At 60.1% G+C, this 24,442-nt stretch carries 23 protein-coding genes; 11 read left to right on the top strand and 12 right to left on the bottom strand.

Annotated elements, in window-relative coordinates:
- The 3 genes from ACIOZM_RS10245 (at position 1) to ACIOZM_RS10235 (ending at position 3,281) form a co-directional block, all read left to right on the top strand.
- Entirely contained in the window at positions 1-1,911 is a 1,911-nt protein-coding gene (locus tag ACIOZM_RS10245) for an ATP-binding cassette domain-containing protein (protein WP_401212858.1), read from the top strand.
- Positions 1,911-2,492, top strand: a complete 582-nt coding sequence (locus tag ACIOZM_RS10240) for a mechanosensitive ion channel domain-containing protein (RefSeq protein WP_401212855.1) — start codon at positions 1,911-1,913, stop codon at positions 2,490-2,492. The genes ACIOZM_RS10245 and ACIOZM_RS10240 overlap by 1 nt, the downstream gene beginning before the upstream one ends.
- Before the next feature lie 156 nt (positions 2,493-2,648).
- Positions 2,649-3,281: a LysE family transporter gene (locus ACIOZM_RS10235; RefSeq protein ID WP_401212853.1), complete on the top strand. Its 633-nt coding sequence runs from the start codon at positions 2,649-2,651 to the stop codon at positions 3,279-3,281.
- A gap of 182 nt (positions 3,282-3,463) precedes the next feature.
- On the opposite strand, the gene ACIOZM_RS10230 is transcribed toward ACIOZM_RS10235, so the two are convergent.
- The 5 genes from ACIOZM_RS10230 to ACIOZM_RS10210 form a co-directional block, all read right to left on the bottom strand.
- Complete coding sequence (locus ACIOZM_RS10230; protein WP_401212850.1) at positions 3,464-4,207, bottom strand: penicillin-binding protein activator LpoB; 744 nt, start codon at positions 4,205-4,207, stop codon at positions 3,464-3,466.
- Between the two features lie 3 nt (positions 4,208-4,210).
- Positions 4,211-4,798 carry a penicillin-binding protein activator LpoB gene (gene lpoB, locus ACIOZM_RS10225; RefSeq protein WP_401212848.1) on the bottom strand — a complete coding sequence of 196 codons (588 nt, stop codon included), beginning with the start codon at positions 4,796-4,798 and terminating at the stop codon, positions 4,211-4,213.
- 36 nt (positions 4,799-4,834) lie between these two features.
- The gene (locus tag ACIOZM_RS10220; RefSeq protein WP_401212846.1) at positions 4,835-5,206 is read right to left on the bottom strand and encodes a DUF1425 domain-containing protein; all 372 of its coding nucleotides are present in this window, start codon (positions 5,204-5,206) and stop codon (positions 4,835-4,837) included.
- 15 nt (positions 5,207-5,221) lie between these two features.
- Entirely contained in the window at positions 5,222-6,616 is a 1,395-nt protein-coding gene (locus tag ACIOZM_RS10215) for a COG3014 family protein (protein ID WP_401212843.1), read from the bottom strand.
- A gap of 210 nt (positions 6,617-6,826) precedes the next feature.
- Positions 6,827-8,236 carry a COG3014 family protein gene (locus ACIOZM_RS10210; RefSeq protein WP_401212841.1) on the bottom strand — a complete coding sequence of 470 codons (1,410 nt, stop codon included), beginning with the start codon at positions 8,234-8,236 and terminating at the stop codon, positions 6,827-6,829.
- A gap of 185 nt (positions 8,237-8,421) precedes the next feature.
- Between ACIOZM_RS10210 and ACIOZM_RS10205 the strand changes: the two genes are divergently transcribed.
- From ACIOZM_RS10205 to ACIOZM_RS10195, 3 genes are all read left to right on the top strand, one after another.
- On the top strand, positions 8,422-9,321 hold the full coding sequence (locus tag ACIOZM_RS10205; protein WP_401212838.1) for a LysR family transcriptional regulator: 900 nt from the start codon (positions 8,422-8,424) through the stop codon (positions 9,319-9,321).
- Between the two features lie 86 nt (positions 9,322-9,407).
- A complete protein-coding gene (locus ACIOZM_RS10200) occupies positions 9,408-11,303 on the top strand; it encodes an FTR1 family protein (RefSeq protein ID WP_401212835.1) in 1,896 nt (631 codons plus the stop codon).
- 106 nt (positions 11,304-11,409) lie between these two features.
- Positions 11,410-11,865 carry a YaiI/YqxD family protein gene (locus tag ACIOZM_RS10195; protein WP_401212833.1) on the top strand — a complete coding sequence of 152 codons (456 nt, stop codon included), beginning with the start codon at positions 11,410-11,412 and terminating at the stop codon, positions 11,863-11,865.
- A 115-nt stretch (positions 11,866-11,980) separates the two neighbouring features.
- On the opposite strand, the gene elbB is transcribed toward ACIOZM_RS10195, so the two are convergent.
- A complete protein-coding gene (gene elbB / locus ACIOZM_RS10190; protein ID WP_401212830.1) occupies positions 11,981-12,649 on the bottom strand; it encodes an isoprenoid biosynthesis glyoxalase ElbB in 669 nt (222 codons plus the stop codon).
- Positions 12,650-12,764: 115 nt separating this feature from the next.
- Here elbB and ACIOZM_RS10185 point away from each other — a divergent pair, with 115 nt between their 5' ends.
- A complete protein-coding gene (locus ACIOZM_RS10185; protein WP_401212827.1) occupies positions 12,765-14,000 on the top strand; it encodes a sterol desaturase family protein in 1,236 nt (411 codons plus the stop codon).
- On the opposite strand, the gene ACIOZM_RS10180 is transcribed toward ACIOZM_RS10185, so the two are convergent.
- Positions 13,981-14,613, bottom strand: a complete 633-nt coding sequence (locus ACIOZM_RS10180; protein WP_401212825.1) for a DedA family protein — start codon at positions 14,611-14,613, stop codon at positions 13,981-13,983. The two genes, ACIOZM_RS10185 and ACIOZM_RS10180, sit on opposite strands and share 20 nt — an antisense overlap.
- 207 nt (positions 14,614-14,820) lie before the next feature.
- Here ACIOZM_RS10180 and hemB point away from each other — a divergent pair, with 207 nt between their 5' ends.
- Positions 14,821-15,834, top strand: a complete 1,014-nt coding sequence (gene hemB / locus ACIOZM_RS10175; protein WP_401212822.1) for a porphobilinogen synthase — start codon at positions 14,821-14,823, stop codon at positions 15,832-15,834.
- 18 nt (positions 15,835-15,852) lie between these two features.
- Positions 15,853-18,078, top strand: a complete 2,226-nt coding sequence (ppk1, locus tag ACIOZM_RS10170) for a polyphosphate kinase 1 (RefSeq protein ID WP_401212819.1) — start codon at positions 15,853-15,855, stop codon at positions 18,076-18,078.
- Between the two features lie 69 nt (positions 18,079-18,147).
- Here the strand turns inward: ppk1 and ppx are convergent, their stop codons facing one another.
- The 5 genes from ppx to ACIOZM_RS10145 form a co-directional block, all read right to left on the bottom strand.
- On the bottom strand, positions 18,148-19,650 hold the full coding sequence (gene ppx / locus ACIOZM_RS10165) for an exopolyphosphatase (protein ID WP_401212988.1): 1,503 nt from the start codon (positions 19,648-19,650) through the stop codon (positions 18,148-18,150).
- Positions 19,651-19,886: 236 nt separating this feature from the next.
- Positions 19,887-20,624, bottom strand: coding sequence for an amino acid ABC transporter ATP-binding protein (locus ACIOZM_RS10160; protein WP_401212817.1), 738 nt, complete (start codon positions 20,622-20,624; stop codon positions 19,887-19,889).
- Positions 20,611-21,261, bottom strand: a complete 651-nt coding sequence (locus ACIOZM_RS10155) for an amino acid ABC transporter permease (RefSeq protein ID WP_401212814.1) — start codon at positions 21,259-21,261, stop codon at positions 20,611-20,613. The genes ACIOZM_RS10160 and ACIOZM_RS10155 overlap by 14 nt, the downstream gene beginning before the upstream one ends.
- Positions 21,258-21,926, bottom strand: coding sequence for an amino acid ABC transporter permease (locus ACIOZM_RS10150; RefSeq protein ID WP_401212811.1), 669 nt, complete (start codon positions 21,924-21,926; stop codon positions 21,258-21,260). The genes ACIOZM_RS10155 and ACIOZM_RS10150 overlap by 4 nt, the downstream gene beginning before the upstream one ends.
- A gap of 22 nt (positions 21,927-21,948) precedes the next feature.
- Positions 21,949-22,734: a transporter substrate-binding domain-containing protein gene (locus ACIOZM_RS10145; protein ID WP_401212808.1), complete on the bottom strand. Its 786-nt coding sequence runs from the start codon at positions 22,732-22,734 to the stop codon at positions 21,949-21,951.
- Positions 22,735-22,991: 257 nt separating this feature from the next.
- Between ACIOZM_RS10145 and ACIOZM_RS10140 the strand changes: the two genes are divergently transcribed.
- Entirely contained in the window at positions 22,992-23,699 is a 708-nt protein-coding gene (locus tag ACIOZM_RS10140; protein ID WP_401212805.1) for a FadR/GntR family transcriptional regulator, read from the top strand.
- 120 nt (positions 23,700-23,819) lie between these two features.
- Positions 23,820-24,149: a thioredoxin TrxA gene (gene trxA / locus ACIOZM_RS10135; RefSeq protein ID WP_003206727.1), complete on the top strand. Its 330-nt coding sequence runs from the start codon at positions 23,820-23,822 to the stop codon at positions 24,147-24,149.
- The last annotated feature ends 293 nt before the right edge of the window (positions 24,150-24,442 follow it).

The following is a 24,442-nucleotide window of genomic DNA, read 5'->3' as shown; positions in this document are numbered from 1 at the left end:
ATGATTCGACTTCAGAACCTGACTTTACAGCGTGGCCCGCAACGTCTGCTAGAAGACGCCGAGCTGACCCTGCACGCCGGCCATAAAGCCGGCCTCATCGGTGCCAACGGCGCCGGCAAATCCAGCCTGTTCGCCTTGATTCGGGGTGAGCTACACCCGGACTCGGGTGATTGCTACTTGCCGGCCGACTGGCGTATCGCCCATATGCGCCAGGAGATCGAGACGCTTGAGCGTCTTGCCGTCGACTACGTGCTCGATGGTGACCTGCGCCTGCGTGAGGTGCAACGTGATCTTGTCGTTGCCGAAGCAGCCCACGACGGCACCGCTCTGGCTCGCCTGCATGCGGAGCTCGACAGCGCCGACGGCTACACCGCCGATGCACGAGCACGCAAACTGCTGGCCGGTCTCGGCTTCACCAATGAGCAGATGGACCGTCAGGTCGGAGATTTCTCCGGTGGCTGGCGGATGCGTCTGAACCTGGCGCAGGCATTGATGTGTCCTTCGGACCTGTTGCTGCTCGACGAACCGACCAACCACTTGGATCTCGACGCGATCATCTGGCTTGAGGACTGGTTGAAAAACTATCCCGGCACTCTGCTGTTGATTTCTCACGACCGCGACTTCCTCGACGAAGTGGTCGATCACGTCGCCCATGTCGACCAGCGCAAAATTACCTTGTATCGCGGCGGCTACAGCGCTTTCGAACGTGCCCGCGCCGAACGTCTGGCCCAGCAGCAACAGGCCTACGAGAAGCAGCAGGTGCAACGTGCGCACATGGAAAGCTACATCGCCCGCTTCAAGGCCCAGGCCACCAAGGCCCGTCAGGCGCAGAGCCGGATCAAGGCGCTGGAGCGCATGGAAGAATTGTCCGCCGCCCACGTCGATTCGCCGTTCGACTTCGTGTTCCGCGAGTCGACCAAGATCTCCAGCCCGCTGATCGATCTGTCGGATGCGCGTCTGGGTTATGGCGACAAAACCGTGCTGGAGAAGGTCAAGCTGCAACTGACCCCCGGCGCGCGGATCGGCTTGCTCGGCCCGAACGGCGCCGGTAAGTCGACCCTGATCAAGAACCTTGCCGGCGAGCTGGAACCGCTGGCCGGGCGCCTGACCCGTGGCGAGAACACCGTGGTCGGCTATTTCGCCCAGCATCAGCTCGATTCGCTGGACTCCAAGGCCAGCCCGCTACTGCACTTGCAGCGTCTGGCTCCGGGCGAGCGTGAGCAAGTCCTGCGCGACTTTCTCGGTGGTTTCGACTTCCGTGGTGCGCGCATCGACGAACCGGTACTGAATTTCTCCGGTGGCGAAAAGGCCCGCCTGGCGCTGGCGCTGATTGCCTGGGAACGGCCGAACCTGTTGCTGCTCGATGAACCGACCAACCACCTCGATCTGGAAATGCGCCTGGCGCTGACCATGGCGTTGCAGGAATTCAGCGGCGCGGTACTGGTGGTGTCTCACGATCGGCATTTGCTCAAGAGCACCACCGACAACTTCTTCCTGGTCGCGGACGGCAAGGTCGAAGAGTTCGACGGCGATCTCGAAGACTACGCACGCTGGCTGGTGGAATACCGTCAGCGCAACGCCCCGGTCAGCAATACGCCGGTGAACCCGGACAAGACCGACAAAAAGGCTCAGCGTCAGGCTGCCGCTGCGTTGCGTCAGCAACTGGCGCCGCACAAACGCGAAGCCGACAAGCTCGAAGCCGAGCTGGGCAAGCTGCACGAGAAACTGGCGAAGATTGATGCCAGTCTCGGCGACAGCGGCATCTACGAGCCGGCGCGCAAGAACGAACTGCGTGACCTCCTGGCCGAACAAACCAAGCTGAAAGTGCGCGAAGCCGAGCTGGAAGAGTCCTGGATGGAAGCGCTGGAGTTGCTCGAAAGCATGCAGGCGGAGCTGGAGGCACTGTCCTGATGGATGCCTTCAAGCTGCCATTGCCGGCGGTGTGGATTGAGCCGATCTGGCTCGGTGTACAGATTCTGCTGATCCTGCTGGCCGGTTATCTGGCCCAGCGCTTTGTCGCCAAAGGCCTGACCCGTCTCGGCGAACGCTATCCGTTCCCGCCGCAGTTGCTGATGCCGCTGCGAGGCGGCTTGCGCTGGCTGATCATGGGCAGTGCGCTGATTTTTGTGCTGGAGCGTCTCGGTGTATCGGCGACGGTGCTGTGGACGGCGCTGTCCGGTTTCGTTGCGGTGGCGGCGGTCGCGTTCTTCGCGATGTGGAGTGTGTTGTCGAACCTGCTCTGCGCGATCCTGATCTTCACCGTCGGGCCGTTCCGCCTCGGTGATGTGGTCGAGTTGGTAGATACCACCGACAAGCCCGGGGTCAAAGGGCGCGTGGTCGCGATCAACCTGCTGTACACCACGCTGATCGAAGCCGAAGAACTTGGCACCGGCAGCGCCATGGTGCAGGTGCCGAACAGCTTGTTTTTCCAGCGCTCGGTGCGGCGTTGGCGCGGGACTGATGTGTTCCCTTCGAGTGGTTTCGAGAAGTAAGTTTTCCAGCAAGCAAGATCAAAAGATCGCAGCCTTCGGCAGCTCCTACAGGGGATCGTATTTCCATGTTGGAGCTGCCGAAGGCTGCGATCTTTGCTTTTGGCCCCAAACCGCATTAGCTTGGACGTCTGTCACGAGTCTGAGTCGAGGTGTGCGATGGAGCTTCAAACATGGCTGGCGTTCTTCGCCGCCTGCTGGGTAATCAGTCTTTCCCCGGGCGCTGGCGCCATTGCGTCGATGTCCAGCGGTCTGCAATACGGCTTCTGGCGCGGTTACTGGAACGCCTTGGGCCTGCAACTCGGCCTGGCCCTGCAGATTGCAATTGTCGGCGCCGGCGTAGGCGCGATCCTTACTGCATCGGCCACCGCATTCCACGCGATCAAATGGTTCGGCGTGGCTTACCTCGTGTACCTGGCGATCAAGCAATGGCGCGCGCTGCCCATGGACATGAGCGATGACGGCGCTGTGCGTCCGATCGGCAGACCGTTGGCGCTGGTGTTCCGTGGCTTTCTGGTGAACATCAGCAACCCCAAGGCGTTGATCTTCATGCTTGCGGTGCTGCCGCAGTTCATCAACCCGCATGCGCCACTGCTGATCCAGTATCTGGTGATTGGCGTGACCATGATCTGTGTTGATCTGGTGGTCATGGCCGGTTACACCGGACTGGCATCCAGGGTGCTGCGTTTGCTGCGCACACCGAAACAGCAGAAACGCATGAACCGCACGTTTGCCGGGCTGTTCATTGGTGCGGCGGCGTTTATGGCGACGTTGCGCAGGGCGGCGGTCTAAAGTCTGCGGGCATAAAAAAGGCGACCTGTTCAGGTCGCCTTTTTTATGCCCGCAGGCTTTTGTGGTTGGCTTTTGTGGCGAGGGGATTTATCCCCGTTGGACTGCGCAGCAGTCCCATCTCTGGGGCCGCTACGCGTCCCAACGGGGATAAATCCCCTCGCCACAGGGTGTCATTCCAACGACTAGTGCAAAATCACCGGCGCAGTATCACGCGGCAGATTGTTGCGCTGCGGTGCCTCGCGAGGCTGTTCGTAGCCGTTGCCACCGAGCTGTTGGCTCAGTTGCGCGGCCACGTCTTCACCCAGTGCCTTGGACACCTCACGCACCACCCGTGGGCGGTTCAGCGAGATCTTGATGTCGCGGTGGTTCACCAGTTTGGTGTCCTGACCTTCGCCCATCGCGGTGAAGGCCGAGGTGATCTCGAACGTCTTGGTGTTGATCAGACTGAAATCTGCCACCAACGTCAGTGCCAGCACGGCTGAATAGCTGTCGGTGTTCGCCAGCTCGTTCATGTCCTGGGTGAAGTCGATGTCCGACACGGTGCCGAACAGCACATAGTCGGCGCCCTTGAAGTTGCCGGCCTTGATCCGCTTGATCACGTCGTAGACGTCACCCTTGGACGAAGCGGTGTACGGCGTGCCCTGCACCAGCTGGAACATGCCGGTACGGAGCATTTCACCCTTGATGTCGCCGGTGAATTTACGCAGTTCGCCTTGCTCGATGTAGCTGGTGGTGGCTTCGATCTCGTTGTAGCTCGAAGAACCGCTGGAGCTGTAGTAGCCCTCGCGGTAATTGTTCTTCGCCGAAACGATGTGGATGTATTGCTCCACACGTTCCTGATACGCCAGATCCGTCACTGCGACTTTCGGGGCCGCTTGCGCGCTGAACGCGCAAGCCAGGGCCATCAGGCCAATCCATGTGCGCATCGATTAACGCTCCGTGGTTTTGCGGATCTCTTTTTCGTCCATCCACTCGGCCAGACCGCTTTCGACGTCGATCAATTGCAGGCTGAATTTGTAGAAGACGTCTTTGTAGTCGCTGCTGCGCTTTACGATCGAGCTGATCGAACCTTCGATGCGGTACTTGGCAGCGATCATGTTGCCAGTCTTGGCCACGGTGCTTTTCTTGTACAGACCGCTCTGGTTTTGCAGCTTGAGCTGGTCAACCTGGCTCTGCATGGCAGTGTTGTCGCTGGCGAAGCGGGCAACGCCGGTCTTCATCAACTGAGTCTTGATGCTGGTGGTGATTTCGCGGGTATCGATGTACTCGCTGGTCTTGTTCTTCACGTCGTAGACCTGAACCACCGGACGGCCCTGCAGAATGCCGGACTGGGCCAGCGAGCGGGTCATCGACTCGGCGATCATTTGCAGATCGGTCGAACCGAATTCGTTGGTCACGGTTTCAACCGCTTTGGTGTCGCCGTAGCTGATGTTCTTGCTGCCCAGAGTCGGCGAAGTGTTGGCGCAACCGGAGGCCAGCAGGGCGAGGACAGCGATGAAGGAAAAGCGTGCAAACATGGGAATGCTCTCTGAATCAGGAATAGGGGGGCGGGCTTAAGGCGTCTTGAGTTCCAGACGGAAGTCCACGGCTTTAGGGGTCGGCGCGATGCCCTGGATGAAGCTGGTCTGCGCGCCATACATCATTTGGCTTTTCCAGACTTCTTCTTCGGCGATCGGGAAACCTTCCGGGCCGAGCCAGGCGAAGCGGTAGTAGAACGTCTTGTTGCTGTTGAGCGTATTGGTCAACTGCACATTGACGGTCATGAAGCCGTTCTCACGGGCAACGCGCATGGCGCCGACAGCGATGTGCTTCTGCGGGCCCATGGCCACGACCTTGCTCGCGGCGCTGCCGGGCTCCGGTGGTGGCGGGGTGGCGCAGCCGGCCAACAGGGCCAGGGCGACAACGGCGATGAGTTTGAAGCGCATGCAAAGACTCCGTTCTTAAGGTTGTTTGAGGCTGGCCACGGCAGTCGGGCTGGCGCTCGGGATGACATGAGCGGCAACGCCGCCGGCGAAAACCTGATTGCCCACGGCGCGCAGGCTGATCACCTGATAACGCTGGTCGACGGTAATCTTGACCAGCGAGCCGCCCACAGCGCTCGGCAGGGTGACTTGGTGTTCACCTTTCTTCAAGCGCAGACGCACCACCTGGGTGTTGTCCGGCAGGGTGCGCCACGTACGGGTATCGGCACCTTCGAGCACAGCTGAAGAAATACCCACTGCGAGGCCGGCCAGCGGATTGGTTTCGTTGATCTTCTTCTGCGCCACACCTTTGGTGATCGCCCGCACGGTGGTGCGCAGGATGATCCCCGGCATGTCGTCACGCAGGGCGCGGCGGGACATGGCGGTGGTGCTGTTGAGCGCGGTCAGGTCCAGTTGCTGGCCATCGACACCGATCTGCGCGAATGGCGCGGTGCTGGTGTCCGGCTTGATCACCGGGAACGACAGCGGAGTGATCACTACATTGTTGGAAATCGGCAATGGCAGCGGAATGCGGATCGAGTCGCGGGACGGCGCCAGACCGCTTTGCACGACGATCAGGATGTCGCTGTCATCAGACTTGCTCGGCTTGTCGAGATCGATCAGCGCCTGTTCCAGCAGTTTGGTGTTCGGCCGCAGTTCGGCTGCCTTGCGATAGCCCGGCGCGGCGAGGTCTTTTTCACCGAGGGCTTCGTAGACGAAACCGGCCAGGTAATGGCTGAACGCGCTCTGGTAGCTGTTTTTCAGACCGACCACTTCCGGTGCGTCAAGACTGGCGACCGGGTAGCCCTGCAGGTCCTTGTACTGGGTCTTGATGCCTTCTTTCTCGGCCTCTTCTTCGCTCTTGAGGTATTCCTTGTCGCGCAGGTCGGCGATCACCGCTTCACGTTCGTGAGTCTTCTTGATCGCGGTGCGGGCGCCATCGAAGTCATTCACCGCCAGCAGGTTCAGGGCCATTTGCGTGGTCAGCATGACTTTTTCGTAGTCGTAGCCTTCGTAGCGACGGACCTTGTCGTTGACGATAAAGCTGCCGAACTGAGCGAGGTATTTACCGGTGTCGAGCTTGACCGAGTCTTCCCACTGGCCAACCACCTGATCGGCATGACCCCAGGCATTCTGGCTGCCGGACAAGTCACCCTTGGCGCGCAGCAGTTCACCTTTCTCGAAGTAATAGAGCAGGTCTTTGTCTGGGCTGGTGTTGTTCTTTTCCAGCAGGGTCAGAGCGGCGTCAACGTTACCGGAAGCCAGTTGCTGGTTGGTCTGGGCCAGTTCGGAGTCGTAGTTGCGAAACGCTGAACAGCCGGACAACAGAGTGACGGCGCTGAGCGCGATCAGAGTGGGAGCGCGGAATGCCATGGGGGTACTTCTTCCCTGAGCTTGAAACTGCATCAGCCGCCGGTGCTGGTCGGGCTGGTGTGACCCATCGACAGTGGCGCTGGCCTCCTGCCAATTCCTCATAACCAGAGGAGCTTTTATGCCATATCGCGATAGCGAGGGCGCGGCATTATAAGCGAGCAATACTGGCCATGTAATAGCTTTTTAATTGCACCGGTTAGTTATGTGCCATTACTGGTCGATTCCTCCGGTTTTGTCCGCTAACGGCAGTTCGGGCAAAACCAGCGATGGTCCTACATAAAAATCCTGGCCCCGGAAAATCCGCAGGTAGAACACCTGATGCGGCTGATCGACGCGTACCGTGAAGCCGTCTTCGGCCCGGTAGTAGGGGAAACGCAGGCGGTGCAGGCCTTTCTTCAGGCGCAGTCGGGCGACCAGGGTTTTATCCGGCAGGGTGCGCCAGGTACGCGTGTCAGCCTCTTCGAAGGGGTCTTTCTCTGTGACCACCAGCGAAGCCTTTTCCGGGTGGCGTTCGTTCTCCTGAGCCTGACTGATGGCGGCCATGTTGGCGCGAAACATGGCGCGAGAAATGATCGCCGGCATGTCATCGCGCAAGGTGCGCATGGCCATGTCGGTGACGCTGTTGATCATGCTCAACGGTTGTTGTTTGCCGTCAACCAGGATGTAGGTCACCGCTGGCGTGAGGGTGTCGGGCACCATCACCGGAAACGAGATCGGGGCGACAATCGTCAGATTCTCGTTCAGCCGTACCGGGATCGGCACCTGCACCGAACTGCGCGCCGGGGCGAAACCGCTTTGCACAACCACAAGGATCTCGCTTTCATCGTCTGCTGGCGGCGGCTTGTCGAGATTGCGCAAAGCCTTCTCGAGAAACGCTACGCCCGGGCGCAACTCGATGGCCTGACGATAACCCGGTGCCGCAAGACCGCGTTCGCCCAGGGCTTCATAAGCGAAACCGGCCAGATAATGGCTGAACGCACTCTGATAGCCGTTCTTCAGCTCAACCACTTGCGGGGCGTCGAGGACGGCGACCGGATAGCCTTCCAGATCCTTGTAGTGCAGCTTGATCCCTTGGCTTTTGGCCTGTTCTTCAGCCTCTTCGTATTGCTGTTCGCGCTGGCGGGCAATCAGGGTTTCGCGCTCGTGGGTTTTCTTGATGTCGGCGCGGGCACCGTCGAAATCGTTGTCCGCCAGTTGGTTGAGGGCCATTTCCGTGGTCAGCATGACCTTTTCGTAGTCGTAGCCGTCGTAGCGCAGCAACTTGTCGTTGACCAGCAAGGTACCCATTTCATTGCCGAAGCGGGTCAGCAGTTTCATGGCGCCGGAAGGGTCGGCCTCTTCGCGCTGGAAAATCATCCAGTCAGCCGTGCGCCAGGCTTCCTGGCTTTTTGGCAGGTTGGTACCGGCGCTGAGAATGGCGCCTCTTTCCAGGTAATACAGCAGATCCTTGTCTTCCCAGGGATTGTGCAGCTTCAGCAGGTAGAGCGCTTCGTTGAGCTCGCCTTTCGACATTTCATCGATGGTCTGCTGCATCTCCTGATCGTAATCGCGGTAGGCGGCGCAACCGGCCAATTGCAGGATTGCCCCGAGCAGCAGTAAGACCAGCAAGCGATGGCGCATGGAGGCTGTTTCTTCCTTGAACGAAACGGGCGGGAAAGTGACGCATTATAGGGATGGATAGTGGCCCTGTGCTGCGATGTTTTTACTCTGTTATATGTTTGGAAAGTGCACTAATCACGGTGTTAAGAGGGCAGGGGTTGGGCTAGGCTTGTGCGCTTGCCGCTCAACTGAATCCCGGGGTTTCGATGAATCAACTGTTGGCCATGCGTGCGTTTCGCTGCATCGTCGAGTGTCACGGTTTCAGCGCGGCGGCCGAGCGTCTGGACACGACGCATTCGACCATCTCCCGCCAATTGCAGCAGTTGGAAGCCGAACTCGGCACGCGCCTGATCAACCGCAACACGCGTAATTTCAGCCTGACCACGGCGGGTCAGCAGTATTACGCCGCGTGCGTCGACATTCTCGAACGTCTCGACCAGGCCGCAGTTGCCGTGGGGCAGGCCCATGAAAGCCCTAGCGGATTGCTGCGCATCAGCGCACCGATGGTGATCGGCACCCTGGAGTTGGCGAGTTGGTTGCCGGCGTTTCAACAGCGCTACCCGGATATCGAAGTCGATCTGTCCTGTGATGACCGCTTTGTCGATCTGATCGCCGACGGCTTCGATGTTGCGTTGCGCATTTGCGGGCCGCTGGCGGATTCCTCTTTGGTGGCGCGGCTGCTGACGGTCTCGGACATGCTGCTGGTGGCCTCGCCGGCCTATGTGGCGCGGCATGGTCTGGTGCGTCAGGTGCGCGAACTCGCCGAGCATCAGTTGCTGGCGTTTTCCGGCGGCAGCGACTGGTTGCTGACCGATGCCCGCGGTGCGACCAGCAACGTGCGGGCGCAGGGCCGTTTCAAGGCTGACTCGATCAGTTCGCTGCATGCCGCTGCGCTGGCTGGCGTCGGCATCGCCGCGTTCACCCGGGCCACGGTGCAGGAGGATCTGCTGCGCGGTCGGCTGGTGCAGATCCTGCCCAACTGCTCGCTCGGCCAGCGTCATTACTACGCGCTGTATCCGCATGCCCGACATGTCGCGCTCAAGGTGCAGGTGTTTGTCGATTTCATGCTTGATCACTATCGCAATGCGACGGCGCCACTGCGCTAAAACACCGCGAGACAGCGACAAAGCTTGAGGGAAACGTCTTCGAAGGGAACAATGTGTTACTTCGTATTTCCCATTGAGAATGATTCATGATTGCCTTGTCCCGATTCCTGGCCTGGCTGGTGTTGCCGTTGTGCGCCCTGAGCAGTTTCAATCTGCTGGCCGACACGGTGGAAAGTGCACCTCAGGCGCTGCACCTGCTTGATTACATCAGCGCGGATTACCCGAATACCGTGCAAGCAGGCCAAGTCATCGACGAGTCCGAATACCGCGAGCAGTTGGAATTCACCCAAGCGCTGCAAGGGCTGATTGCCGACATGCCGGCCAAGCCGGAAAAAGCCGCGCTGGAGCAGGGCGTCAGCTCATTGCACGCAGCGATCAGCGCCAAACAGGACGGCGCGCAGATCGCCCGTCAGGCGCGGCAGTTGGGCGCACAACTCGCGGTGGCTTACGAGGTCAGTCAGGCGCCGATCATCACCCCTGATCCGACTCGCGGTGCGCCGCTCTACGCCCAGCAATGTTCGGTGTGCCATGGCGACAGCGGTGCCGGTGACGGCCCGGCAGGTGTCGGCATGGCGCCAGCGCCCGCCAACCTGCGCGACGCGGCACGCATGGATCACCTGAGCCTGTACGCGATCTACAGCACCCTCGGCCAAGGTGTCGAAGGCACCGACATGCCGGCCTTCGCCGATCAACTCGACGACCGTCAGCGCTGGGATCTGGCCACCTACATCGGCGGGTTCAGCGCCGATGCAGCGGCAGGCAAATCCGACAAGTCCTACAACATCGCCGATCTGGCCCGCCAGACCCCGGCCGAAGTGCTGGCCGCCGAAGGCGCGCAAGCTGCCGCGACCTTCCGCGCCCAGCGTTCGCAGCCGCCGCAGGTCAAGCGTGGCCCGGCGCAGTTGCTCGATTACACCGCTGCCACCCTCGACAAGAGCCTCGCCGCTTACCGTGCCGGTGAGCGCGATCAGGCTTATGACCTGTCGGTAGCGGCGTATCTGGAAGGTTTCGAGCTGGTCGAAAGTTCGCTGGATAACGTCGATGCCAACGTGCGCAAGGACACCGAGAAGTCGCTGATGGCTTATCGGCAGTCGTTGCAGGACGGCTTGCCGGTGGAACAGGCTGAACAACGGCTTGATCTGGCCAAGGCCAAACTCAACGAGTCGGCTGGCTTACTTGGCAATGATGGCTTGAGCTGGTCGCTGAGCTATATCTCCGGTCTGCTGATTCTGCTGCGCGAAGGTCTGGAAGCGATTCTGGTGCTGGCGGCGATCCTCGCGTTCCTGCGCAATACCGGCCAGCAATCGGCAGTGCGCAGCGTCAACGTCGGTTGGGGTCTGGCGTTGTTGGCCGGTCTCGGGACCTGGGCACTGGCGGCGTATGTGATCGATGTCAGCGGCTCGCAGCGCGAATTGCTCGAAGGTGCCACGGCGCTGTTCGCCAGTGTCATGGTGTTGTGGCTTGGCGTGTGGATGCATGATCGTCGACATGCGGCGGCCTGGCAGGATTACATCAAGAGCAGTCTGGTCGGCGGAGGCGGGCGTTTCGGTTTTGCGATCCTCGCGTTCTTCTCCGTTTATCGCGAACTGTTCGAAGTGATCCTGTTCTACGAAACCCTGTGGTTGCAGGCAGGCCCGGCCGGGCATGACGCGGTGCTGGCTGGCGGCGCGACGGCGCTGGTGTTGCTGGTCGGCTTGGCCTGGGTGATTTTGCGCGGCTCGGCGAAACTGCCGTTGACGTTGTTCTTCAGCATCAACGCCGGTCTGCTCTGCGCTTTGTCGGTGGTGTTCGCCGGGCATGGCGTCAAGGCGTTGCAGGAAGCGGGGATCTTCGGCACGCGGCCGGTGGCGTTCTTCGAGTTCGATTGGCTGGGGATTCATGCCGATGCGTATTCGCTGACGGCGCAGGCACTGGCGATTCTGGCGATCATTGTGTTGTATGGCCGTAGTCGGATCGCCGAGAAGAAGCGGGTAACCGCTTAAACTGCATTCGCTGCGCTCATAATCGCGAGCAGGCTCGCTCCCACATGGATGGTGTATTTCCTGTGGGAGCGCGCCTGCTCGCGAAGCTTTTTAAGGGGTAAACAAAATGCGTGTATGGATCGATGCCGACGCCTGTCCGCGTGCGGCCAAGGATCTGGTGGTCAAGTTTGCGCTCAAGCGCCAGTTCGAAGTGGTGCTGGTCGCGGGGCAGCCGCAGATCAAACCAGCGCTGGCCATCGTCAAGCTGATCGTGGTGCCGAGCGGCCCGGATGCGGCGGACGATTATCTGGTGGAACACGCGGTGCCCGGTGAGCTGGTGATTTGCAGCGATGTGCCGCTGGCTGATCGCTTGGTGAAGAAGGGCGTCTCGGCGCTCGATCCACGCGGCAAGGAGTTTGACGCGCAGAACATGGGCGACCGGCTGGCAGTGCGCAACCTGTTCACCGATCTGCGTGAGCAGGGCCAGATGAGTGGCGGCCCCGCGCCGTTCGGCGAACGCGAGAAACAGGCGTTCGCCAATGCGCTGGACCGAATCCTTACCCGCCTGACCCGCAAGCCCTGATTCAACTCGATCCCCTGTGGGAGCGAGCCTGCTCGCGAATGCGGTGCGTCATTCAACAAAACTGTTCCCTGAAACACCGCTATCGCGAGCAGGCTCACTCCTACATCAGGTCGTCTCAGGCATCGTTTTCGTGGGTCAGTTCCAGCACTCGATCCACCAGTTTGTTGATCCCTGATGCCGCTTCGCTGATGTTCTGCGCCAGCATGTACGCCGGGGTGGTCACCAGTTTGCGTGCCTTGTCTTCGATGATGTCGGACACCGCGCAATCTTCGTGGGTGGCGCCCATCTTGTTCATCGCGGTGGCGGTGTCGGCGTCATTGCCGATGGTGCAGGTCACGCCCGGGCCGTAGATTTTTGCCGCCAGTGCCGGCGAGATGCACATCAGGCCCACCGGTTTGCCCGCTTCGGCAAATGCTTCGGCCAGTGCCAACACTTCGGGTTGCACGCTACAACCGGCGCCTTCGACGGCGAAGTTCGACAGGTTCTTTGCCGCACCAAACCCACCAGGCACGATCAGCGCATCGAAGTCGTCAACGCTGGCTTCGCGGATGTCCTTGATGTTGCCCCGGGCAATGCGCGCCGATTCCACCAGCACGTTGCGCGACTCGGGCATTTCTTCGCCGGTCAGGTGATTGATCACATGCAATTGCGCGATGTTCGGGGCAAAGCACTGCACCTGCGCGCCGCGTTGATCAAGGCGTAGCAGGGTGATGACGCTTTCGTGGATCTCGGCGCCGTCGTATACGCCACTGCCGGACAGGATCACTGCAACTTTTTTGCTCATGGGTTTCTCTCCTGATTCATGGCGCTAAATGTCCACTAATTTGTCGCTCGTTGCCATAGGGTTAAATCGCGGCTAGACCTAGGATCTGTGCTCAAGACTTCAGTCGAGAAGCGTCATGGACTTGATTCTGTATGCGGTGCCGTTTTTCCTGCTGTTGATCGCACTGGAGCTTGTCGCCGACCGTTGGCGCGGGGTCAGCAACTATCGCCTGGCCGATGCGATAAACAGCATCAGCACCGGGGTGCTCTCGACCACCACCGGCCTGCTGACCAAAGGCGTCGGGCTGCTGAGCTATGCGTTTGCCCTGGAACATCTGGCGCTGTTCAGGTTGCCGGCGAACAGCGTCTGGGGCTGGGTGTTGGCCTTCGTCCTCTACGACTTCTGTTATTACTGGCTGCATCGCATGGGCCATGAACGCAACGTCCTCTGGGCCGCTCACTCGGTGCATCACCAGAGCGAGGACTACAACCTCTCGACCGCATTGCGCCAGACCAGCACCGGGTTTCTGCTGGGCTGGATCTTCTACCTGCCGATGGCGGTGCTCGGTGTGCCGCTGCTGGTGTTCGTCAGCGTTGCCGCACTGAACCTGCTCTATCAATTCTGGGTACACACCAAACACATTCCCAAGCTCGGCTGGTTCGAGTGGTTCTTCGTCACGCCGTCCAATCATCGGGCCCACCATGCACAGAACGCTCTCTACATGGATCGCAACTACGGCGGGGTGTTCATTCTTTGGGATCGCCTGTTCGGCACCTTTCAGGAGGAGGACGACAACGAACCGGTAATTTTCGGCGTGACCACGCCGCTGGCGAGCTGGAATCCGCTGTGGGCGAATCTGCAGTTCTATGCGCAGCTGTGGAATGACGCGCGTCGCGCCGAGAGCAAGTGGGACAAGCTGCGGATCTGGTTCATGCGCACTGGTTGGCGGCCGGCAGATGTCGCCGCGAAATATCCGATGAACAAGCCGGATCTGACGCAGTTCCGCAAATTCGAAGTGACGCTAGACAGTCGGCAACAGTGGTACGTCGCGGCGCAGTTTTGCGTCTACATCGCGTTGGGCAGTTACTTGATGAACCTGGAACGAAGTCTGCCAACCGCAGCGTTGGTACTCGGCTGGGCTGCGGTAGCATTCGGCGTGTTTGCGCTGGGTGTGGCGCTGGAGAATCGCCCGTGGGCGCTGAAAGTCGAGCTGTTGCGGTTGTTGTCGAACCTGCCGCTGGTGTGGCTGGCGCCCATGCTCGGGCTATGGCCGGCCAGCCCGGTGATCTGGGCTGGCCTGCTCAGTTACAGCCTGCTCAGTGGCATCGGGCTGTATGTGTGCCGCCAGCGAGTTACTCGGCTGGCGTCTTAGGTTCGGCTGCTTTGGCCAGTTCGGCTTTGTGGATTTGCTCGTCTTCGTAGATCTTCTTCGCCAGACGGGCATTCTTGAAACGGCGGCGCAGCCACAGGCCGACACCGAGGATCAGCAGCGCGCCGAGCACCCACAGCTCGTACTTCTTGATGCTGCCGAGCATGCCTTCCAGCACCGCGCCGAAGTGATAAGCAGCGGCGGCCAGAGCCGTGGCCCAGATTGCTGCGCCAATCCCGTTGAGCAGCAGATAGCGTCCCGGCGGATAACCCGACAGGCCGATGGCCACCGGCATTACCGTGCGCAAGCCATAAACAAAGCGGAAACTCAGGACCCAGATGTCCGGATGCTTGCGGATGTGCTCCAGCGCCCGGTCGCCCATCATCTGCCAGCGCGGTTTGCGCGCCAACAACTTGCGCCCGTGCTTGCGTCCGAGGAAGTACCACAGCTGATCGCCGGCATAACTGCCGAAGAACGCCACAACCACGACCAGGTTGATGTCCATGTATCCACGGAACGCGAGGAAGCCCGCGAGCACCAGGATGGTTTCGCCTTCGAAGAATGTGCCAAGAAACAGCGCAAAGTAACCAAAGTCATGCAGAAATTGTTGGAGCATTGTCTGGGTGCTGGCGAAATGAACGCGCAGCCTAACCCTTCAGACACATTCATGAAAGTGTCCAAATGTGTCTCGACGTGAACATTTCCTACACGGACAATGGAATGCGGCTACCTGTCACAGGGCACACATAACTGTCATCTGTTGGTCATAATGGCCGTCTATAACTGTCACGCTCGCCCGTTTGCGCGGGCTCAGGAGTCCGCCGTGAGCTTTACCCCCGCCAATCGCCTGTTCCCTGCCACTCGTCTGCGACGCAATCGTCGTGACGATTTTTCGCGCCGGCTGGTACGGGAAAATGTGCTGACGGTCGATGATCTGATTCTGCCGGTATTCGTGCTCGACGGTGAAAACCGCCGCGAAGCCGTGGCCTCGATGCCGGGTGTGGAGCGTCTGAGCATCGACCTGCTGCTCGAAGAAGCGGCGAAATGGGTCGAACTGGGCATCCCGGCGCTGGCGCTGTTCCCGGTGACGCCGCCTGAACTGAAATCCCTTGATGCCGCCGAAGCCTGGAATCCGCAAGGTATCGCCCAGCGCGCTACTCGTGCGTTGCGTGAACGTTTCCCTGAGCTGGGCGTGATCACCGATGTCGCGCTGGACCCGTTCACCACCCACGGGCAGGACGGCATCCTCGATGAACAAGGCTATGTGCAGAACGACATCACCGTCGATGCATTGGTCAAACAGGCTCTGTCCCACGCCGCCGCTGGCGCTCAGGTGGTCGCACCATCCGACATGATGGACGGGCGGATTCAGGCGATCCGCGAAGCGCTGGAGATTGCCGGTCACGTCAACGTGCGGATCATGGCCTACTCGGCCAAGTACGCCAGCGCCTATTACGGGCCGTTCCGCGATGCCGTCGGCTCGGCCTCGAATCTGGGCAAGGCGAACAAAGCCTCCTATCAGATGGACCCGGCCAACAGCGACGAAGCGTTGCACGAAGTCGGCGCCGACTTGTCTGAAGGCGCGGACATGGTCATGGTCAAACCCGGCATGCCGTACCTGGACATTCTGTTCCGGGTAAAAGATGCCTTCAAAGTGCCGACCTTCGTCTATCAGGTCAGCGGCGAATACGCCATGCACATGGCGGCGATCCAGAATGGCTGGTTGAGCGAAGCAGTGATCCTCGAATCACTCACCTCCTTTAAACGTGCCGGCGCTGATGGCATCCTGACTTACTTTGCTGTCCGCGCCGCTCAATTGTTACGAGAGCAGAAATAGCCCTCCCAGGAACATCCGATGAATACCGAAGGACTGACTGAAGTTGCCGTAAAAGACGCTCAACCGGTGGTCGAGCAAATCACCGAAACCCCGCCGGAGCTGGAGCCAGCTCCGCCTGCGCCGGTGGCCGAACCGGCTGCGGCGGTTCCGGCGATTGCCATTCCCGGTCTGGATGACAGCAGCCTGTACATCCACCGTGAGCTGTCGCAACTGCAGTTCAACATCCGCGTGCTGGAACAGGCGCTGGATGAGTCCTACCCGTTGCTGGAGCGGTTGAAGTTCCTGCTGATCTTCTCCAGCAACCTCGACGAATTCTTCGAAATCCGCGTTGCCGGCCTGAAGAAGCAGATCACCTTCGCCCGTGAACAGGCCGGCGCTGACGGCTTGCAGCCGCATCAGGCGCTGGCGCGGATCAGCGAACTGGTGCACGGCCATGTTGATCGCCAATACGCGATCCTCAATGACATTCTGTTGCCGGAGCTGGAAAAGCATCAGGTGCGCTTTATCCGTCGCCGTAACTGGACGACCAAGCTCAAGACCTGGGTGCGCCGTTATTTCCGTGACGAGATCGCGCCGATCATCACCCCGATCGGTCTCGACCCGACGCACCCGTTCCCGTTGCTGGTGAACAAGAGCCTGAACTTCATCGTCGAACTCGAAGGCATCGACGCCTTCGGTCGCGATTCCGGTCTGGCGATCATCCCCGCCCCGCGTCTGCTGCCACGGATCATCAAGGTCCCGGAAGAAGTCGGCGGCGCCGGCGACAACTATGTGTTCCTGTCGTCGATGATCCACGCACACGCCGACGACCTGTTCCAAGGCATGAAGGTCAAGGGCTGCTACCAGTTCCGCCTGACCCGAAACGCCGACCTGGCGCTCGACTCCGAAGACGTAGAAGACCTGGCTCGCGCCCTGCGCGGCGAGTTGTTCTCGCGTCGTTACGGCGATGCCGTGCGTCTGGAAGTCGCCGACACTTGCCCGAAACACCTTTCGGACTACCTGCTCAAGCAGTTCAACCTGAGCGAGACCGAGCTGTATCAGGTCAATGGTCCGGTCAACCTGACGCGGCTGTTCAGCATCACCGGTCTGGATAGCCATCCGGAGCTGCAATACACCCCGTTCACCCCGCAGATCCCGAAACTGCTGCAAAACAGCGAGAACATTTTCAGCGTGGTCAGCAAGCAGGACATCCTGTTGCTGCACCCGTTCGAATCGTTCACGCCCGTGGTCGACCTGCTGCGTCAGGCGGCGAAAGACCCGCACGTATTGGCGGTGCGCCAGACCCTGTACCGTTCCGGCGCCAACTCGGAAATCGTCGATGCACTGGTCGATGCTGCGCGTAACGGCAAGGAAGTGACCGCGGTCATCGAGTTGCGTGCGCGTTTCGACGAAGAGTCCAACCTGCAACTGGCCAGCCGCCTGCAAGCGGCCGGTGCGGTGGTGATCTACGGCGTGGTCGGCTTCAAGACCCACGCCAAGATGATGCTGATCCTGCGTCGCGAGGCCGGCGAGATCGTGCGTTACGCGCACCTCGGCACCGGTAACTACCACGCCGGCAACGCCCGTCTGTACACCGACTACAGCTTGCTGACCTCCGATGACGCCTTGTGTGAAGACGTCGGCAAACTGTTCAGTCAGTTGATCGGCATGGGTAAAACGCTGCGCATGAAGAAGCTGCTGCACGCGCCGTTCACCCTGAAGAAGGGCATGCTCGACATGATTGCCCGCGAGACCCAGTTCGCCCTCGACGGCAAACCGGCGCACATCATCGCCAAGTTCAACTCGCTGACCGATCCGAAGATCATCCGCGCGCTGTACAAGGCCAGCCAGTCCGGTGTACGCATCGATCTGGTGGTGCGTGGCATGTGCTGCCTGCGTCCGGGCATCGCCGGGGTTTCGCACAACATCCATGTGCGCTCGATCATCGGCCGCTTCCTTGAACACACCCGTGTTTTCTATTTCCTCAACGGTGGCGAGGAGCAGATGTTCCTTTCCAGCGCTGACTGGATGGAGCGCAACCTCGACAAGCGCGTCGAGACTTGCTTCCCGGTAGAAGGCAAGAAGCTGCTGACCCGCGTGAAGAAAGAGCTGGAGCTGTACCTGACCGACAACACGCATAGCTGGAGCTTGCAGTCGGACGGTCGCTACATCCGCAACACGCCGACCGGCAACCAGAACCCGCGCAGTGCGCAGGCGACATTGCTGGAGCGCTTGGGCAGCCCGATTTTGCCGGTTAGCAGCTGACCTTCAAATCTGGCGCAATAAAAAGGCGATCCTGATGGATCGCCTTTTTAGTTGTGCTTTAACTGTGGGTTAGTGGACTGTGAGGATGATGCCCACCCGCGTCAGCCATTCAGCCTCAAGCCCGAAATCCGCCTGGGTCAGCTGATTGTCATCCAGCCAGTTCTCCGGGAACTCGACGTCGAGGCTGTCGCCCTTGGCGTGCAACACCACCTGCGGCATGGTCTGAGTACCACGGATGTGGTGGAACAGAATGGCGAAGCGCAGCAACGCACACAGTCGGATCAGCTTGATTCCGTCGTCGCCAAAGTCGGCGAACTTGTCCTTGGGAATGTTGCGGCGGTGGCCGCGAACCAGCAGGGCGAGCATCTGTTGGTCTTCACGGGAGAACCCGGCGAGGTCCGAGTGCTCGATCAGGTAAGCACCGTGCTTGTGATAGTGATAGTGAGCGATGTCGAGGCCGACTTCGTGCACTTTCGCTGCCCAACCCAGAAGTTCGCGCCAGATACCGTCATCCAGCTCCCAGTCTTGAGCCACCTGATCAAACGCGTGCAATGCCTTGCGTTCGACCCGCGCAGCCTGTTCCAGGTCAACGTGGTAACGCTCCATCAGCGAGGTCAGGGTGCGTTCGCGCACGTCTTCGTGATGATGGCGACCGAGCAGGTCATAGAGCACGCCTTCGCGCAGTGCGCCTTCGCAGTGATCCATGCGTTGCAGTTCGAGGGCGTCGAAAATCGCTTCGAGAATCGCCAGGCCTGCCGGAAAAATCGCCCGGCGATCCGGTTTGATGCCTTCGAAGTCGATCTTGTCAGAATCGCCCATTTTGAACAGTTTGCGCTTGAGCCAGGCCAGCCCTTCGGCGTTGACTTCGCCGGTGCCATGACCGCCAGCCTTCAAGGCCAGACCGATGGCACGGATGGTCCCCGAGGAGCCGATGGCTTCATCCCAGGTCAGGCGGTGCAGGGCGTGTTCGATGCTCATGATCTCCAGCCGCGCCGCTGTGTACGCCTGGGCGTAGCGGGCCGGGGTGATCTTGCCGTCCTTGAAGTAGCGCTGGGTGAAGCTGACGCAGCCCATTTGCAGGCTCTCGCGCAGCAGCGGTTCGAAGCGCTGGCCAATGATGAATTCGGTGCTGCCGCCGCCAATGTCGGCGACCAGGCGTTTGCCCGGGGTGTCGGCCAAGGTGTGCGATACGCCAAGGTAAATCAGTCGCGCTTCTTCACGCCCGGAGATGACTTCCACCGGGTGGCCGAGGATTTCTTCGGCGCGGTGGATGAACTCGAGGCGGTTACGCGCTTCGCGCAGGGCGTTGGTGCCGACGATCCGCACGGCGCCGAGGGGCATACCGTTGATCAGTTGGGCAAAACGCTTGAGGCAGTCGAGCCCGCGTTGCATCGATTCTTCGTTGAGCTTGCGCTCATCGTCGATGCCGGCGGCCAGTTGGACCTTTTCGCCGAGGCGCTCGAGAATGCGGATTTCGCCGTTCTGGGCCTTGGCCACGACCATATGAAAGCTGTTGGAGCCCAAGTCGATTGCGGCGATCAGGGACAGATTCTTGGCTTTGGATTGCGGCATGGTCAGGGGGGTCTCGGTCGATAACCCCGACATCGTGCCACGATCAAACGCCGCCGCCAACGCGTACGGCGCAAAGCCTTGATATGGCGCAGGAATGCCGGTGACCGCTGCGCGGTCAATCGCGGGCAAGCCCGCTCCCACAGGTTTTTGCGCCGAACACACAATCCGGTTCCACCCGAAAACCCTGTGGGAGCGGGCTTGCCCGCGAAGAGGCCATTAAAACCCCTACAGATCCTTCAGGCTGTCGCCTCTACGCTACCAATAAAATTCGCCAGCTCTGCCGTCTGCGGATTGGCAAACAACACCTTCGGATCGCCCACCTCATGCACCTTGCCATGGTGCATGAACACCAGTTTGTCGCCGACCTCGCGGGCGAAGCGCATTTCATGGGTGACCATGATCAGGGTCATGCCTTCCTTGGCCAGTTGCCGCACCACGGCCAGCACTTCATTGACCAGTTCCGGGTCCAGCGCCGAGGTGATTTCGTCGCACAGCAAGACTTTCGGCGACATCGCCAACGCACGGGCAATCGCCACGCGTTGCTGCTGGCCGCCGGACAGTCGATCCGGAAACGCATCGAACTTCTCGCTCAACCCCACCCGGGCAAGCATCTGCCGCGCCAGTTCGGCGGCTTTGGCCTTGGGCACTTTCTGCACCACTTGCGGTGCGAGCATCACGTTCTCGCCGACCGTCAGGTGCGGGAACAGATTGAACTGCTGGAACACCATGCCGACTTTCTGCCGCAGGCTGCGCAGATCAGCGCGGGCGGCATCGAGGTATTCGCCATCGACTTCGATCACGCCGTCATTGATCGATTCCAGACCATTAAGCGTGCGCAACAAGGTGGATTTGCCCGAGCCGCTGCGGCCGATGATCGCCACCACCTGGCCTTCCTCGACACTGAGGTCGATGCCTTTGAGCACATGGTGATCGCCGTAATACTTATGCAGGGCGGAAATTCTAAGCAGAGGCATGCAGTCTCCTTTCCAGATAGCGCGCACTGAGGGACAGGGGGTAGCAGAGCAGGAAGTAGCCGGCGGCGACGAGGCCGTAGACCATGAACGGTTCGAACGTGGCGTTGGCGAGCATGCCGCCGGTCTTCGTCAGTTCGGTGAAGCCGATGATCGAAGTCACCGCTGTGCCTTTGACCACTTGCACCGAGAAGCCCACGGTCGGCGCTACGCCGATGCGCAGCGCCTGCGGCAGGATCACGTAGCGCAGTTGCTCCAGCGGGTTCAGCGCCAGACTCGACGAGGCTTCCCACTGACCGTTGGGGATTGAATCGACGCAGCCACGCCAGATCTCTGCCAGATAGGCGCTGGTGAACAGCGTCAGGGCAATCGCCGCCGCCATCCACGGCGAGATTTCGATCCCGGCCAGCGCCACGCCGAAGAACACCAGAAACAGCTGCATCAACAGCGGCGTGCCCTGGAACAGCTCGATCCAGGTCCGGGCGATGTTGCGCGGCAGCGCGTTTTTCGAGATGCGCATGACCATGATCAGCAAGCCGACTAACCCGCCACCAATAAACGCCACCAGCGACAGCGCCAGCGTCCATTGCAGACCGATAAGCAGGTTGCGCAGGATGTCCCAGAAGGTGAAATCGCTCATACGCTGCTCCTGCTTATGAAGCGGCGCCCGATCCAGTTCAGCAACTGGCGGATCAACAAGGCCATGCACAGGTAGATCAGCGTGGTCAGGGCGTAGGTTTCAAAGGCGCGGAAGTTGCGCGACTGAATGAAGTTGGCAGCGAAACTCAGCTCTTCAGTGGCGATCTGTGAACACACCGCCGAACCGAGCATGACGATGATGATCTGGCTGCTCAGCGCCGGCCAGACCTTGCCCAGCGCGGGCAACAGCACCACATGCCGGAACGCCTCGAAGCGACTCATCGCCAATGCGGCTGCGGCCTCCAGCTGACCCTTGGGGATCGCCTGGATGCCGGCACGAATGATCTCGGTCGAGTACGCGCCGAGATTGATCACCATTGCCAGCACCGCCGCTTGCCACTCGGAAATCTGCACCCCGAGGGAAGGCAAACCGAAGAAGATGAAAAACAGCTGCACGAGGAATGGCGTGTTGCGGATCAACTCGACGTAGACGCCGAAGATCGTCGAGAACGGGCGGATGTTCCACGCCCGCACCAACGCGCCAACAATGCCCACGCCAACCCCGAGCACTGCACCGATGGCCGTCAGCTCAAGAGTGAACAGTGCACCGCGCAACAGCAGGTCGGTATTTTGCACCACCGGCAGGAAATCGAACTGATAGGCCATTAATTAACTCCCGCCCGAGCGATCAAAGATCGGCCGGAAGCGGCTCTTTCAGCCAGGTTTGCGAATTCTTTTCCAGCGCGCCGTCGGTCTTGGCGGTGGCGAGGATCTCGTTGACCTTGCTCAGCAGTGCCGGCTCGTTCTTGTTCACGCCGACATAGACTGGCGAATCCTTGAGCTTCACTTTCAGCGCCGGCACACGTTTCGGATTCTTTTCGCTGATCGCGACCATCACCACGTTGCCGCTGGCGATCAGATCAACCTGGCCTGCGAGATACGCGGCGATGGTCGAGTTGTTGTCTTCGAAGCGCTTGATGGTCACGCCTTCGGGGGCAACCTTGGTCAGTTCGATGTCTTCGATGGCGCCACGGGTGACGCTGATGGTTTTGCCCTTGAGGTCGTCAAGGCTGGTGATCGCGGCGTCCGGCGGGCCGAACACGGCAAGGTAGAACGGCGCGTAGGCTTGGGAAAAATCGATGACTTTCTCGCGCTCCGGGTTCTTGCCGAGGCTGGAAATCACCAGGTCGACCTTGCCGGTGGTCAGAAACGGGATGCGGTTGGTGCTGTTGACCGGGGTCAGTTCGAGTTTGACCTTGAGCTGCTCGGCCAGCAGTTTTGCGGTATCGATATCGAGGCCGCGAGGTTTCATGTCCGGGCCGACCGAGCCGAACGGCGGGAAGTCCTGCGGCACGGCAACTTTCAATGTGCCGCGTTTGACCACGTCATCGAGACCGTCGGCGTGGGCGGAAACCTGACTCAACATCAGACCGGCAAACAGGGCAGCGAGGAGGGCGCTGGAACGCAGGGGCATGGCAAATCTCCGGGATCGGCTGAAAGTGATTTCTGCGATCGGACACAGCACGGGGCATGCCAACCTAGCGGAATCATCGCGTCAGGCCACGGTTTTGCCGGGTTTGTTCGGTCTTACTGGTCTGAACAGTCCGGTTGTTTTTCGCACCCCGATAGCGCATCGACGCTCAGCGCCGAACCCCGCTGGGGCACGACTTGCCGGATGTTGCGAATAGCTTTACAACTAGCCGCACATTGGCCTGGCTCGTCTGGAAAACCATGAACTCGATCTCCCGCGCCGTACCCGAAGTGGCGCTGCAAGCTATCCGCAAACTGATCACCGAACAGGGTTTCGGCGCGGGCGATGCCTTGCCTTCGCAGCGCGATCTGGCCGTGCAGTTGGGGGTCAGCCGGGCTTCATTGCGCGAGGCGCTGTCGTCGCTGAGTGCGTTGGGTGTGGTGAGTATTCAACCGGGCAAAGGCGTGTTCGTGCAGGCCCCGGTCGATTTGTCGCGCAGTGAAAGTACGCTGGGCTGGCCGTTCGCGGCGCAGGCCTCGCCGCTGGATATCTTTCAGTTGCGCTATGCGCTGGAAGGTTTTGCTGCGGGGCTGGCGGCGGTGACGTTGAGCACATTTGAGCTGGATGCACTGGAGGACAACGTCGCGGCAATGCGTGAGCAGTTACGGGCCAGCGACTTTGAAGCCGCAGCGAAACTCGACTTCGAATTCCACCGGCGCATCCTGCTCGCCAGCGGCAATCAGGCGATGCTGAGCATCCTCACCGCCAGTGCCGAGATCTTTCTCGAGAGCCAGAAGCTACCGTTCATCCGGGCCGAGCGTGCCATGGAAACCTGGCAGGAACACCGCAAGATCCTCCGCGCCTTGGCACGTCGAGCCTCCGGCGCGGCGCAAAAAGCCATGCAGGAGCACGTGCGCAATGCTGCTCTGCGCACCGGAATTGCCTTCATCGCCCCCGCCACGGCGTGACTTGAGCTATACCCAAACTCATGGGGCACCATAGCAAGACTCAATCATCTGCGACTTCCTGAACAAGGGAAGGGCGGCTATGATGGGCCACGTTTTTTTGCTTACAACCTGGAGAATTCCATGAGCAGCGATCTTATCAAACACGTTAGCGACGCTAGCTTCGAAGCCGACGTACTCAAGGCCGAAGGCGCTGTACTGGTCGACTACTGGGCTGAATGGTGCGGCCCTTGCAAAATGATCGCTCCGGTTCTGGACGAGATTGCAGAGACTTACAAAGGCAAGCTGACCGTTGCCAAACTGAACATCGACGAGAACCAGGAAACCCCGGCCAAGCACGGCGTGCGTGGTATCCCGACTCTGATGCTGTTCAAGAACGGCAACGTTGAAGCGACCAAAGTCGGCGCGCTGTCGAAGTCGCAACTGGCTGCTTTCCTCGACGCCAACATCTAAGCGTCGCAGTAAAGTGTCTGAAAAAAAGCCCCGCAATTAGCGGGGCTTTTTGCGTATTCAGGGCTAGACGCTCCGAAATTCAGGTGGTACATTCGGCCCCGCACTGGTTTCTCCAATGCCCCCTGCTAGCCGTCGCCGACGCACTCCTTTTCGAACTAGTTCGCGATCCTGTCGCCTTCTCCGCGGCGCGGCCTCATTAAGCCAAAAGCTTAATTTCCCCCCTCCATAAATGATTACGTCATTCCTATATGAATCTGACTGAACTCAAGCAAAAGCCGATTACCGAACTGCTC

Source organism: Pseudomonas sp. NPDC087346 (assembly GCF_044744235.1).
Taxonomy (GTDB): Bacteria; Pseudomonadota; Gammaproteobacteria; order Pseudomonadales; family Pseudomonadaceae; genus Aquipseudomonas.
Note: the sequence above shows the minus strand (reverse complement) of the source record. Positions and strands in the feature narration are given on the sequence as shown.

What these genes read in the sequence shown, in the direction of transcription:
- ACIOZM_RS10150 (WP_401212811.1), bottom strand. Translation starts at nt 21,926, where the DNA reads ATGGCCTATCAGTTCGATTTCCTGCCGGTGGTGCAAAATACCGACCTG.
- ACIOZM_RS10160 (WP_401212817.1), bottom strand. Translation starts at nt 20,624, where the DNA reads ATGCCTCTGCTTAGAATTTCCGCCCTGCATAAGTATTACGGCGATCAC.
- ACIOZM_RS10230 (WP_401212850.1), bottom strand. Translation starts at nt 4,207, where the DNA reads ATGCGCACATGGATTGGCCTGATGGCCCTGGCTTGCGCGTTCAGCGCG.
- ACIOZM_RS10145 (WP_401212808.1), bottom strand. Translation starts at nt 22,734, where the DNA reads ATGCCCCTGCGTTCCAGCGCCCTCCTCGCTGCCCTGTTTGCCGGTCTG.
- ACIOZM_RS10205 (WP_401212838.1), top strand. Translation starts at nt 8,422, where the DNA reads ATGAATCAACTGTTGGCCATGCGTGCGTTTCGCTGCATCGTCGAGTGT.
- ppx (WP_401212988.1), bottom strand. Translation starts at nt 19,650, where the DNA reads ATGCCGCAATCCAAAGCCAAGAATCTGTCCCTGATCGCCGCAATCGAC.
- ACIOZM_RS10140 (WP_401212805.1), top strand. Translation starts at nt 22,992, where the DNA reads ATGAACTCGATCTCCCGCGCCGTACCCGAAGTGGCGCTGCAAGCTATC.
- ACIOZM_RS10185 (WP_401212827.1), top strand. Translation starts at nt 12,765, where the DNA reads ATGGACTTGATTCTGTATGCGGTGCCGTTTTTCCTGCTGTTGATCGCA.
- elbB (WP_401212830.1), bottom strand. Translation starts at nt 12,649, where the DNA reads ATGAGCAAAAAAGTTGCAGTGATCCTGTCCGGCAGTGGCGTATACGAC.
- ACIOZM_RS10155 (WP_401212814.1), bottom strand. Translation starts at nt 21,261, where the DNA reads ATGAGCGATTTCACCTTCTGGGACATCCTGCGCAACCTGCTTATCGGT.
- ACIOZM_RS10195 (WP_401212833.1), top strand. Translation starts at nt 11,410, where the DNA reads ATGCGTGTATGGATCGATGCCGACGCCTGTCCGCGTGCGGCCAAGGAT.
- trxA (WP_003206727.1), top strand. Translation starts at nt 23,820, where the DNA reads ATGAGCAGCGATCTTATCAAACACGTTAGCGACGCTAGCTTCGAAGCC.
- ACIOZM_RS10240 (WP_401212855.1), top strand. Translation starts at nt 1,911, where the DNA reads ATGGATGCCTTCAAGCTGCCATTGCCGGCGGTGTGGATTGAGCCGATC.
- ACIOZM_RS10220 (WP_401212846.1), bottom strand. Translation starts at nt 5,206, where the DNA reads ATGCGCTTCAAACTCATCGCCGTTGTCGCCCTGGCCCTGTTGGCCGGC.
- ACIOZM_RS10200 (WP_401212835.1), top strand. Translation starts at nt 9,408, where the DNA reads ATGATTGCCTTGTCCCGATTCCTGGCCTGGCTGGTGTTGCCGTTGTGC.
- ACIOZM_RS10210 (WP_401212841.1), bottom strand. Translation starts at nt 8,236, where the DNA reads ATGCGCCATCGCTTGCTGGTCTTACTGCTGCTCGGGGCAATCCTGCAA.
- lpoB (WP_401212848.1), bottom strand. Translation starts at nt 4,798, where the DNA reads ATGTTTGCACGCTTTTCCTTCATCGCTGTCCTCGCCCTGCTGGCCTCC.
- ppk1 (WP_401212819.1), top strand. Translation starts at nt 15,853, where the DNA reads ATGAATACCGAAGGACTGACTGAAGTTGCCGTAAAAGACGCTCAACCG.
- ACIOZM_RS10235 (WP_401212853.1), top strand. Translation starts at nt 2,649, where the DNA reads ATGGAGCTTCAAACATGGCTGGCGTTCTTCGCCGCCTGCTGGGTAATC.
- ACIOZM_RS10245 (WP_401212858.1), top strand. Translation starts at nt 1, where the DNA reads ATGATTCGACTTCAGAACCTGACTTTACAGCGTGGCCCGCAACGTCTG.
- ACIOZM_RS10180 (WP_401212825.1), bottom strand. Translation starts at nt 14,613, where the DNA reads ATGCTCCAACAATTTCTGCATGACTTTGGTTACTTTGCGCTGTTTCTT.
- ACIOZM_RS10215 (WP_401212843.1), bottom strand. Translation starts at nt 6,616, where the DNA reads ATGGCATTCCGCGCTCCCACTCTGATCGCGCTCAGCGCCGTCACTCTG.